General features: G+C 65.1%; 9 protein-coding genes. 5 read left to right on the top strand and 4 right to left on the bottom strand.

Features of this window, described 5'->3' with window-relative positions; all coding sequences use genetic code 11:
• Nucleotides 1-144 precede the first annotated feature (144 nt).
• The gene (locus tag FJ980_RS13350; RefSeq protein ID WP_140543348.1) at nt 145-4,002 is read right to left on the bottom strand and encodes an AsmA-like C-terminal region-containing protein; all 3,858 of its coding nucleotides are present in this window, start codon (nt 4,000-4,002) and stop codon (nt 145-147) included.
• A 194-nt stretch (nt 4,003-4,196) separates the two neighbouring features.
• On the opposite strand from FJ980_RS13350, the gene FJ980_RS13345 reads away from it, so the two are divergent.
• Nucleotides 4,197-5,165 carry a Dyp-type peroxidase gene (locus FJ980_RS13345; protein WP_140543346.1) on the top strand — a complete coding sequence of 323 codons (969 nt, stop codon included), beginning with the start codon at nt 4,197-4,199 and terminating at the stop codon, nt 5,163-5,165.
• Nucleotides 5,166-5,180: 15 nt separating this feature from the next.
• On the opposite strand, the gene FJ980_RS13340 is transcribed toward FJ980_RS13345, so the two are convergent.
• A complete protein-coding gene (locus tag FJ980_RS13340; protein ID WP_140543344.1) occupies nt 5,181-6,596 on the bottom strand; it encodes an FAD-linked oxidase C-terminal domain-containing protein in 1,416 nt (471 codons plus the stop codon).
• Between the two features lie 153 nt (nt 6,597-6,749).
• On the opposite strand from FJ980_RS13340, the gene FJ980_RS13335 reads away from it, so the two are divergent.
• A complete protein-coding gene (locus tag FJ980_RS13335) occupies nt 6,750-7,235 on the top strand; it encodes a thioesterase family protein (protein ID WP_140543342.1) in 486 nt (161 codons plus the stop codon).
• Between the two features lie 145 nt (nt 7,236-7,380).
• Nucleotides 7,381-7,578: a hypothetical protein gene (locus FJ980_RS13330; RefSeq protein WP_140543340.1), complete on the top strand. Its 198-nt coding sequence runs from the start codon at nt 7,381-7,383 to the stop codon at nt 7,576-7,578.
• A 60-nt stretch (nt 7,579-7,638) separates the two neighbouring features.
• On the opposite strand, the gene FJ980_RS13325 is transcribed toward FJ980_RS13330, so the two are convergent.
• A complete protein-coding gene (locus FJ980_RS13325; RefSeq protein WP_140543338.1) occupies nt 7,639-8,115 on the bottom strand; it encodes an Lrp/AsnC family transcriptional regulator in 477 nt (158 codons plus the stop codon).
• Between the two features lie 88 nt (nt 8,116-8,203).
• On the opposite strand from FJ980_RS13325, the gene FJ980_RS13320 reads away from it, so the two are divergent.
• A complete protein-coding gene (locus FJ980_RS13320; protein ID WP_181181191.1) occupies nt 8,204-9,130 on the top strand; it encodes a DMT family transporter in 927 nt (308 codons plus the stop codon).
• 398 nt (nt 9,131-9,528) lie between these two features.
• On the opposite strand, the gene FJ980_RS13315 is transcribed toward FJ980_RS13320, so the two are convergent.
• The gene (locus tag FJ980_RS13315) at nt 9,529-10,446 is read right to left on the bottom strand and encodes a dienelactone hydrolase family protein (protein WP_140543336.1); all 918 of its coding nucleotides are present in this window, start codon (nt 10,444-10,446) and stop codon (nt 9,529-9,531) included.
• 234 nt (nt 10,447-10,680) lie between these two features.
• On the opposite strand from FJ980_RS13315, the gene FJ980_RS13310 reads away from it, so the two are divergent.
• Nucleotides 10,681-11,118 (top strand): hypothetical protein, encoded by a 438-nt coding sequence (locus tag FJ980_RS13310; RefSeq protein ID WP_140543334.1) that lies wholly within the window; start codon nt 10,681-10,683, stop codon nt 11,116-11,118.
• The last annotated feature ends 18 nt before the right edge of the window (nt 11,119-11,136 follow it).

Below are 11,136 nucleotides of genomic sequence, written 5' to 3'. Positions count from 1 at the left end.
GCTTCGCTCCTGCTCCGCCCTAAGATCGCGATGGGCGTTTCGGCCAATCTCCAACGCATGCCACCTGCCAACGAAAGCAGAGCCGACCGGTCAGATCCGTGTGCCGCGGAACTGGTCCCGCCCCCGCAGCGCGCGGCGTAAAGCTCAACCGCCGTCGAGCGATTTCAACAGATTGTCGATCGTGAACGGGTTGGCCTTCGGCTTCGCCGGCGCCGGCGCCGAACCGTCATTGACGCCCGGCAGCGACCGATCGGCCTTTGGCTCGGCCGCCTTGCGCGCTGCGTCCAGCTTCGCCTGCTCCGCCTTCTTGCGATCGGCATCGGCCTTGGCCTTGGCGTCCGCTTCGGCCTGCGCCTTGGCGTCGGCTTCCGCCTTGGCCCTCGCCTCTTCGTCGGCCTTGGCTTTTGCCTCGGCTTCTGCCTGTGCCTGCGCCTCAGCCTCGGCTTTCGCCTTGGCGTCCGCCTCGGCCTTCTGCCGCGCCTCTTCCTCTTGCCGGCGCAACTCCTCGGCCGCCTTGTCGCGCTCAGTTTGCAGCGCCGCGTAATAGCGCACCTCGCGCCGCAGGCGCTGCTTTTCGAGCAGCGCCGCCTGCATCGCCTCGACCCGCTGCTGTTCCTTCTCCAGCGCGCGCTGCGTCAGAAACTGTGCCAGAGGGCCGCTGTCGAACCGGGGCGCGGCCCCGAGCGGACCGGCCAGGCTGAAATTGACGGCCGGCTCGGAACCGACCAGTGCCTCGTCGCCGGGACGATAGGTCAGCGTCCCCTTTGCCGTGACGGTGCTCGTGTTGAGATCGGCAGTCACGTCGGCGGACAAGGTCGCCCCTGGATTGTCGAGACTGATCGGCGGCGCCCGCAACGTGCCGTTGGCGATGGTGAAGGCCACATCGGTGTCGCCAGCGGCGAAGCTGCCTTCGCCTGCGATCTGCGGCGCGAACTCCGCCGTCTTGGCCGTGTCGATATCGCGTCCGATCGCATCGGCCTTGGCGATGATGGCGCCGAAGCCGTCCGGATTGATACCGTCCACCTTCAATCCCTTCAACGCCGCGGTGCCGGAACCGGACAGGGCGGCGATCATGGCATCGACGGATTTGCCGCTGGTCGACAACGCCGCCGAAAGATCGCCGCTGCCGCCGATGCCGGCGCCTGGCAGGACTGCGGAAAGATCGCTGCCGGCCAGCCTCATTTGGCCGGAGAACAGGCCGGTGCCCTCCGTGTTCTTCAGGTCGAACAGGCCGGTCAGCTCGCCGCCATGGAGCTTCGCCTTGAGGTCGGAGACATGGATGCCTTCGCGGTCGAGCTTCAGCGAGAATGAAGCGTCATGCGCCGTCGCGAAGGGCCCGATGGCGAGCGCCGAGGTGTTGAGATCGAGGTCGGCGTTGAACGGCAGGGTCGACTTCTGGCTGAACGGCGTCGTCGGCCAGCCACCCTTGGCGGCAGCGAAGGACTGGTCGCCGAACAGGGAGACCGCCAGCGGATCGAGGTCGAGCTCGTCGAGCGCCAGCGCCCCGGCAAGATGCGGCAGACCATCCTTGGCGTCGATGTTGACGTCGCCGGACATCGCCGCCTTGTCGATCGAGCCGGTGAGACCGCTCAGCACCAGAAGCCCATTGCCGAAATCGGCATCGGCCGCCAGCGATGTCGACGTCCCCGTTCCCATGCCGGGCAGGCCTACCCCCGTCGTCATCAGCCACGGCTCGATATCGGCGGCGTCGAGATTGACCTTGCCCTTGGCGGTGGGGCCTTGCGCCGTCGAGGCGACTGTTCCGTCGAAGCTTGCCTTGAAATCATCGGCCGTCAGGTTGAAACTTGTCGCGAGACCGCCGGCGACCGAGCCCTTCGCCGAGACGTCGGTGTTGGCGTGGCCGAGCATGCCGAGCGGCAACGCCGGCAGGCCGTAAAGCGCAAGCAGCGTGGTGGCATTGTCGTTGTGGGCGTTGAAGGTGATCGCCACCGGCGCCTCGGAGAGCTTGCCCACGGTTCCCTTGCCGGAAAGCGAAGCCGAAAAGGCCGAGCCGCCGGCCCTGCCCTGGGCCGAGAGCGCCAGGCCCGTGGTGCCGTCGCCATTGTCGGCGGCGCTGGTCAAGAGATCGATGCGCGCGTCCTGGAACAGTTCGGGATAGGCCGCCGCACGGCTGGCCAGGCCTTTGAGCACGCCATTGTCGGGATAATGCTGGGCCGCGACGTCGATCAGCGGCTTGAGGTCCACCGCCACCACGGAAGCGTTGAGCTTGCCGGTCGGGCTCTGCGGGAAATCCTTGACCCGGCCCGTGGCGCTGATCGAGGCGCCGGCCAGGCCGCCGATCGAAAGCCGGTCGATCTCGAGCAGGCCCTCGCGCAACCGCAGCGCCGTGTCGACGGTGTCGGCGCTGAGCCCGGCAGCGCTGACCGGACCCGCCTTGATCTGGAAATCGAGATCGCGATCCGAAAAGCGGTTGGCGCCCTTGTCGCTGATGAAGATCGAGGCGAACGCCGCGAGCCCGTCCAGATCCATCTCGCCGCCGGTCAGCCGCATCAGCACCGATGGCCTGGCGCCGTCCGGCTGGCTGGAATCGATGCTGCCCGAAAATTTCGCCTTGCCGAGGATGAGTTCGAGATCGCTGAACGACTGCCGGTTCTCGCTGAGATCGACCTTGGCCTTGAAGCCTGCCGCCGGCAGCCGGCGGATGGCCTCGTCGACATCCTTCGACAGCCAGGCGGCAAAGCCGGAAGGCTGCCCGACGGCCAGCAGCAACGAGCCGGTGAAGCCGAAATGATCTTCGAGGCTCAACATGCCGTCGGCCTCGAGCGTTGTACGGCCCGGCAGCGTCGCGGCAAGCGACTTGACCGACCAGCCCCCTTCGGCCGGCTCGGCCGACAGCCGCACGTCGCGCACCGTCGTGTCGCCCGCCACCACCGCCGGCAGACTGACCTCGACCTTGCCCGGTATGGTCGGCTTCGGCATGTGCTGCAGCGTCCGCTCGAACGCCGCAATGCGCTGGTCGAGAGTGAAGCCGGCGCCGGCGGCCCCGCCGACGGCCTCGTCGAACTGCACCTGCGCCCCGCTGGCCTCGACCAAGAAATGCGGCTTCGGGCCGAGATCGACCGATGCCTTGCCGTCGGCGGTATAGGGATTGTCGAGCGGCCCGGTCTCGAAGCGGAACTCGTCGAAATTGAGCTTCTGGTGGTCGAGCGCGAACTTGCCGTTCAGCCGGAAGCCCGGGTCGGGCTTGCCGGTGCTGACCTTGACCGGCTCGCCCCCGTTGCCGCGCAGCTCGGCCGAATTCCTGTCGTCACCCGAAATCTTGAACTGGCCGGAATAGACCGCGGCGCCCTTGACGATGCCGGCATTGCCGTCGGCTTCGATGATCAGCGGATAGGCATCGGGATCCGCTTTCAGCCGGAGCCGCATCTGGCCGTCCGGCTCCACCTTGCCGGTGGAAGCCGAGACGTCGGCCCGCAGGCCATCGAAGCGCAGCGTTCCGTCCATGCGCCATGGGCCGGTGAGCGCCTTGGCCGAAATCGTCGTGTTGATCTCCGAGATCAGGTGGCTGCGCCCGCCGGCGGCATGGCGCAGCTCGATCTGCCCTTCGGTCACCGACAGCTTCTCGATCGCGATCTGGCCCGGATCGAAGGGAGCCGAGGGCCGGAGCGTCCAGTCGACGGTGCCGTCACCGGCGATATTGATGACGGCTTTCGGATGTACCAGCCGCATGTCGAAGATCAGCACCTCGCCGCGCAGGAATGGTGCGAGCTCCGCATCCATGGAGAAGGTCTCGACCGTCATCGCCGGCTGGCCTTCCGGCCCGCCCGCGACCTCGACATTCGAGAAGGTCACCGACGGAAACGGCAACAGCCGCGCTGTCGCGTCGCCCTTCACCGTCACCTTGCGGCCGAGGACGGCGCTCGCCTCGCGCTCGAAATCGCCCCGGTAACCTGTCCAGTCGATGAAATACGGCACCACCAGCGCCGCGCACAGCACCAGCACGAACAGGCCACCGAAAATCACGAACAGGCGGGCGAGCATCTGTTTCCCGGGTTGAAAGTCAGCCGCACTCTACCCGCATCCGCGTGTCGATAAAGAGGCAATTCAACGCGCGGCAACGGCAACGTCTCCAGTTGCGCGACGGCTCGCGGTCGCGATATCTCTTTTGCGGATTCCCGCCCTTCCGGTCACGTCCTTGGCCGCGACAAATCTGAACCCAACACGGAGCGTTCCCGATGTCAGGCAAGAATTGGGACAGAGTGCCCATCGACGCGCAGAGCGTCGACGCTCCGCTGTCGCTGGCCGCGATTTTCCTCGTCGTAACCGTCGGCAGCGACGAGGCCGCGCTTTCGAATGTCGCTTCGGTGCTGGGCGAGCTCGACGCTCTGGTCAAGAATGTCGGCTTCCGCGACTTGTCGGGACGCCTGTCCTGCATCGCCGGCATCGGCGCCGCGCTCTGGAACCGTCTGTCGCCCGGCCGCCGGCCGCGCGAGCTGAAACCCTTCGCGCCGATCGAGGGCTCGGCGCATTCGGCGCCCTCGACGCCGGGCGATCTGCTCTTCCACATCCGCGCCGAGCGGCCCGACATGTGCTTCGAGTTCGAGCGCATCCTGCTGGACCGCCTGGCCGGCAGCGTGACCGTCGCCGACGAGGTGTCCGGCTTTCGCTATTTCGACGCGCGCGATCTCTTGGGCTTTGTCGACGGCACCGCCAATCCGACCGGCCTCGACCTGCCCGCCTCTGCTTTGATCGGCGACGAGGACGGCGACTTTGCCGGCGGCAGCTACGTCGTCGTACAGAAATACCTGCACAACATGGCAGCCTGGAAAGAGACGCCAACGCATGTCCAGGAAGAGATCATCGGCCGCACCAAGATCGACAACATCGAGATCGATGACGACGACAAGCCGCGTAAATCGCACAAGTCGCTGGCCACCATCGAGGACGACGCCGGCAACGAATACGACATCCTGCGCGACAACATGCCGTTCGGCCGCCCGGGGCAGAACGAGTTCGGCACCTATTTCATCGGCTACACCCGCTATCTGTGGGTGATCGAGAAGATGCTGCAGCGCATGTATGTCGGCGAGCCGCCCGGCGCCTACGACCGGCTGCTCGATTTCTCCACCCCGCATACCGGCACGACCTTCTTCGCGCCGACACGGCCGATGCTGCAGAAGCTGGTCGACGGCATGGGCGAATAGCCTATGGCCGGCGTGTTACCCGGGTGCCGGTAGGATCTTGCCCGGGTTCATGATGTTCAGCGGATCGAGCGCCTGCTTGATCGTGCGCATGACATCGACGCCATGGCCGAGCTCGTGGCGCAGGAAGCCGACCTTGCCCTGGCCGATGCCGTGCTCGCCGGTGCAGGTGCCTTCCATGGCGATCGCGCGCATGTTGAGCCGGGCGACGAATTTCTCGGCGAGCGCGATCTCTCCAGGATTGTCGACATCCATCAGCACCAGCACGTGGAAATTGCCGTCGCCGGCGTGGCCGACGATCGGCGCGACAAGCCCCATCTCGGCAATGTCGGCCTCGGTCTCCGTGACGCATTCGGCAAGCCGCGAGATCGGCACGCAGACGTCGGTCGAAAGCCCCTTGGCGCCGGGGCGCAGCGTCAGCGACGACCAATAGGCGTCGTGCCGCGCCTTCCAGAGCTTTGTCCGCTCCTCAGCGACGCTGGTCCACAGGAACGGCCCGCCACCCTGCTCCTCGGCGATCATGCCGAACGTCTCGGCCTGCTCGGCGACGCCCGCGTCGCTGCCGTGGAACTCGACGAACAGGCACGGGCTCTCCGGATAGTCGAGCTTGGAATAGTTTTTCATCGCCCGCATCTGCAGCGCGTTGACCAGCTCGATACGCGCCACCGGGATGCCCATCTGGATGGTTGCGATCACCGTGTTGCAGGCCGCCTCGAGGCTCGGAAACGGGCAGACGCCACCTGAGATCGCCTGCGGAATGCCCTGCAGCCTCAGCGTCAGCGACGTGATGACGCCGAGCGTGCCTTCGGAGCCGACCAGAAGCCGCGTCAGGTCGTAGCCGGCCGAGCTTTTCTTTGCCCGCTTGCCGGTCGTCACCGTCTCGCCGTCGGCCATGACGGCGGTCAGCGACAGCACGTTTTCGCGCATCGTGCCGTAGCGCACCGCGTTGGTGCCGGAGGCCCTGGTCGCCGCCATGCCGCCCAGCGATGCGTTGGCGCCAGGATCGATCGGAAAGAACAGGCCGGTGTCGCGCAGGTGCCGGTTGAGGTCCTCGCGCGTCACCCCGGGCTCGACGGTGCAGTCGAGGTCCTGCGGGTTGACGGCCAGGATCCGGTTCATGCGCGACGTATCGATGGAAATGCCGCCGCCCGGCGCGTTGGTGTGGCCCTCCAGCGAAGAACCGACGCCGAAGGCGATGACCGGCACGCGGTGGGCGGCGCAGGCGCGCACGATCTCCTGCACGTCCGCGGTCGTTTCGACGAAAGCGACGCCGTCCGGCGCCTGGGTCGGGATATAGGTGGTGGTGTGCGCGTGCTGGCCGCGTATCGCCTCGCCGGTCTGGAAGCGCTCGCCGAAGCGCTGCTTGAGGATGCCGAGCACCGCGGCGATGCCTTCCTCATTGCGTTCGACGGGGTTGAGGTCGCTCAAAGCCATGAATTCCTCCGCGAATGGACCAGTGGCCACGCTTGTAGTGCAGCTATGAATGATGCCTAAAGCAATCCTAGGAAAAGTGCCAAGCGATTAGGCTCGGCGACTTCACCGTAGCCTTCCGTCCGCCTTGTCCAGCGACCATCAAGGAAAACCAAAATGACGATCCCCGCACCGATCATTTCCGGCCCAATGGCGATCGAGAAGGAATGGATCGACTATAACGGTCATCTCAACATGGCCTACTACAACGTGCTGTTCGACCGCTGCTCGGACCAGGCGTTCGAGCTGATGGGCATGGGGCCGAACTACGCCAAGGAGCGACGCCTCACCATCTACACGGCCGAAGTCCATGTCTGCTACGTGCAGGAGTTGCACCTCGACCACAAGGTCTATGTCTCGTTCCAGCTGATCGACCATGACGAGAAGCGCCTGCGTGCCTACCAGGAAATCCGCCACGTCGACGGCTGGCTTGCCGCCACGTCCGAGTCGCTGTCGCTGCATGTCGACATGGAAGGACCGAAGGTCGCTCCCTTCCCCGCAGACGTGATGGCCCGGGTCGAGGCCATGCGCGCCGCCCATGCAGCGTTACCGATGCCGGAGCGCGCCGGCCGCTCGATCGGCATCAAGCGCAAGGGCGCTTGAAAAGCCGGACGCCCGCGTTAACCTTACCAAGGTTTTAACGTGAACAAGTCGGTTGAGTCCGTTGAACGACTCACTGGCGCGTTCGAAAACCGCCGTACCGGGTTTGCGCGGGGGCGGCTGGCGGAATGCGGTGCGAGGATAGTGCATGAAAACCGACATCAACGTCGAAGTGGAGCGCTTGGCGGCCGATCCACGCATCACCGACTATGATTTCTGGCGATCGCTGAAGAACGTCAACAACGAGATCTTCCACATCGCCAACAACAACGAACCCATCCCGTTCGACATGATCCGCTGGCGCATGATTCTGAAGCAGGCGCGCATGAAGCGCGGCCACGCTTGATTCATCGTCGCTGCCTCATCCTCCCTGACCAGTCATAGCTGCCGAGTCATAACCGCCGAATCATGGCTGCTTGAACCCGCACAGCGGCGAGCGCGGCTCGACCGGTGACGACTGGATGATCGCGGTGTTGGTCATCGCATAGGGAATGATCCGGTCGATCACCCGCTCGAGCTCGCTCACCGAGCCGACATGGGCGAGCGCGACGAAGCAGTCCTCGCCGGTCACGCGGTCGCATTGCGCGATTTCCGGCAGCTCGCGGATGATGTCCGCCACCACGGAAAGCTGTCCCGGCACCGGCCTGATTCTCAGCCATGCGGACAGCTTCATGCCGAGAGCGGCCGGATTGATCCTGACCGTATACGCCTCGATCACGCCGTTCTCCTGCAGCTTGCGGATGCGCTCCGCCACGCTCGGCGCCGACAGCCCGACCGCTCGCGCCAGTTCCGCCGTGCTGATGCGCGCATCCTTTTCCAGGAACCGCAGGAGTTTCAGATCGATCGCATCCAGATCGACATTTTCACTTCGAAGGTTTTTCAAGCCAAACCTCTTCCATCAGAAAGCAAAGCGTCAACCAAACCATTCATCACACATATAATCCGCGAGTTTCGCCTGCGATAATGCTCGCATGAAATCGCAAACGCAAATTCCGGCTGCAAACCGGGCCGCCGCCGATGCGCACGCCGCCCTCGCCGGCCCCACCATGCTTGCTGGAATGGCCAACGCGTTGCCGCCGCATGTCTGGTTCTGCGTCAGCGCCGTGTTCCATTATCTCGGGCCGGCCTTCGCCGTGCTGCTTTTCGCTCAGGTCGGCGTGCTCGGCATGGCCTGGCTGCGCATCGCCACCGCCGCCCTCGTCTTTGCTCCCCTGACCAGGCCCTGGCGCGTTTTCGCCCGCGCCGATCGCGCTCAGCGGCTGCTGCTGCTGGCCTTCGGCGGCTGCCTGGCGGTGATGAACTGCTCGTTCTACCTGGCGCTCGGCCGGCTGCCGATCTCGCTGGTGGCGGCGATCGAATTCGTCGGCACGATCGCGGTCGCGCTGGTCGGCCTGCGCAGCCGGCGCAACTTTGCCGCACTCGCCGTAGCCGTTGTCGGCACCTTGCTGCTCATCGACGTGAAATGGTCCAGCGATCCGGTCGGCTTGTTCTGGGCCTTTTTGAACGGCGCCCTGTTCGTCGGCTACATCGTGATCGGTCACCGCGTCGCCCAGGCAGGCATCGGCATCGCCGGCCTCGGCGCCGCCATGGCGGTCGCCTTCCTCATCGTGTTGCCCATCGGCTTTCGCGAGGCGCTGCCCGCCTTCTCGTCGCCGCACCTGCTCGGCGCCGCGATCGGCGTCGGCATCTGCTCTTCGGTCATCCCCTACATCTGCGACCAGCTCGCCATGGCGCGGTTGCCGCGCGCGAGCTTCGCGCTGATGCTCTCGCTCCTGCCGCTCACGGCAACGCTGATCGGCGTCATTGTCCTGCGCCAGGTGCCCAGTGTGACCGACTGCATCGGCATTTCGCTGGTGATCACAGGGGTGGCCTTCCACAAGCCGGCGGCAAACGCCTAGTGGCACACTGCGCAGGGATTTTGACCGGTCGGCTCTGTTTGCGTTGGCAGGTGGCATGCCTCGGAGATTGGCCGAAACGCCCATCGCGGTCGTCATTCCAGGGCGGAGCAGGAGCGAAGCTCCGTCGCGGAGACCCTGGAATCCATTCCGTTACTTTCGCCAAGGCGTGCAACGGAGCGGAATTCTGCACCGTGGCAGCGCTTCCACGTCACGGAATTCTATGGTCTGCGCCGCGTCGCTGCGCTCCTTGCTCCGCCATAGAATGACGAGGTTGGGGCGGCTTCAACCAATTCCCGGCGCCGTTTCCGTGAAACAGTGAAACGCCCTGGTTCTCCGACACACGGATTTTGAAAGGTTGCCGTTTGTCACTCTTCCTGGAATTGCTCTGGACCGCTCGGCTATGCAAGCTTCTCCTTCAGGAAAGCAATTGTCCGGCCCCAGGCGAGGTCGGCGGCCTTCTTATCATAGCGCGCGGCCGAGGTGTCGTTGTTGAAGGCGTGGTTGGCACCCTCATAGACGTAGATCGTGTATTCGACATGCGCGGCGTCCAGCGCCTTCTTATAGGCGTCGATGCCGGCGTTGGTGCGTTCGTCCAACCCGGCATAGTGCAGCAGCAGCGGCGCCTTGATCTTTTGCGCGTCCTCGGCCTTGGGCTGCATGCCGTAATAGGCGACGCCGGCGCTGAGGTCGGGCGCATGGACGGCGAGTTGGTTCACCGCGCCTCCGCCCCAGCAGAAGCCGACCGCCCCGACCTTGCCGTTGCCGTCCTTGAGGCTTTTGAGATAGGCGACCGTCGCCACGCCGTCGGCCGCGACCCGGGTTGCGTCGAGCTTGGTGAACATGTCGCGCGCCTTGTCCTCGTCGGAGGGCGTTCCGCCAAGCGGCGACAGGAAGTCCGGCGCCAACGCGATGAATCCCTCCAGCGCCACGCGCCGGGCGACATCGCGGATATGCGGGTTCAGTCCCCTGTTCTCGTGGACGACGATGACGCAGCCGAGCTTGCCTGACTGGTTCGCGGGCTTGACCAGATAGCCCTTCATCTCGCCGCTTGAGCCGGGATAGGTGATGTCCTCGCCCTTAACGCGGCTGTCGTCCTCGGCGACGATCGCCGCCTTTGCGGAATTGGCCGCCAGCATCGGCGCGATCGCGGCCGCCGCGGCACCAGAGCCCGCCAGCTTCGTCAACTGCTCCATGAAGCGGCGGCGGTCGAGCGTCAGATGCGTGTATTCGTCATAGGCATCGATCATCGCCTGGGTGATGACAGGCTGCGTGACGACGGGCTGCGTGATGACGGGCTTGGCAACGGGGCTGGTCATGATTTTCCTCGACGGTTGGCGGTGAACCGCAAGATAGCGTCGAGTATCGCACGGTCCAGTCACGCCCCGGTGACGATCCCTGTAGAGGTCTGGCGCCGACCCGTCGCTCCGCCGACAAGCCCGGCTGATTCATCACATTTTGGTCATTTCCGAAACGCTTGATGGTGCTGTCACATTAGGACGTGAAGTTGCCGGATCGGCTTCACCGATACGAATGACGAAAAGGGGAATGCCATGAACGTCCAGGATATCATCAACACCGTTTCCTCGAAGGCCGGCCTCGACGAGCCGACCACCGAGAAGGTTGTCGGCACCATTTTTTCCGTGCTCGAGCATGAGGCTGAAGGCACCAGCGTTTCGTCCTTCTTCGACCAGATCCCCGGCGCCGGTGCGTTGGCCCAGAAATATGACGTGATGGCCGCCGGCGCGACGGCCAATTCGGGCGGCGGACTTCTGTCGTCGCTGCAGGGCGCGCTTGGCGGCGTGCTGGGCGAAAAGGCCGGCGCGCTGATCAACGGCATCGCCACGCTCAAGGCGTCCGGCCTCGACATGGCGCAAATCCGTCAGGCCGGCGAGACCTTGATCAAGCAGGCCGAGGTTGCCGCCGGCCCCGAGCTGACCAATCAGGTGCTGGACCAGGTGCCCAGCTTGCGCGGTCATCTCGGGCTTTGAGGCCTGACACCGCCCTGT

The sequence above is a fragment of the Mesorhizobium sp. B1-1-5 genome, assembly GCF_006443065.1.
In the GTDB taxonomy this organism is placed as follows: domain Bacteria; phylum Pseudomonadota; class Alphaproteobacteria; order Rhizobiales; family Rhizobiaceae; genus Mesorhizobium.
This window is presented reverse-complemented; position numbering and strand designations above follow the sequence as displayed.

Bases quoted from the DNA above. Each gene is read 5' to 3' on its own strand.
- FJ980_RS13350 (WP_140543348.1), bottom strand. From the start codon at position 4,002: ATGCTCGCCCGCCTGTTCGTGATTTTCGGTGGCCTGTTCGTGCTGGTG.
- FJ980_RS13345 (WP_140543346.1), top strand. From the start codon at position 4,197: ATGTCAGGCAAGAATTGGGACAGAGTGCCCATCGACGCGCAGAGCGTC.
- FJ980_RS13340 (WP_140543344.1), bottom strand. From the start codon at position 6,596: ATGGCTTTGAGCGACCTCAACCCCGTCGAACGCAATGAGGAAGGCATC.
- FJ980_RS13335 (WP_140543342.1), top strand. From the start codon at position 6,750: ATGACGATCCCCGCACCGATCATTTCCGGCCCAATGGCGATCGAGAAG.
- FJ980_RS13330 (WP_140543340.1), top strand. From the start codon at position 7,381: ATGAAAACCGACATCAACGTCGAAGTGGAGCGCTTGGCGGCCGATCCA.
- FJ980_RS13320 (WP_181181191.1), top strand. From the start codon at position 8,204: ATGAAATCGCAAACGCAAATTCCGGCTGCAAACCGGGCCGCCGCCGAT.
- FJ980_RS13315 (WP_140543336.1), bottom strand. From the start codon at position 10,446: ATGACCAGCCCCGTTGCCAAGCCCGTCATCACGCAGCCCGTCGTCACG.
- FJ980_RS13310 (WP_140543334.1), top strand. From the start codon at position 10,681: ATGAACGTCCAGGATATCATCAACACCGTTTCCTCGAAGGCCGGCCTC.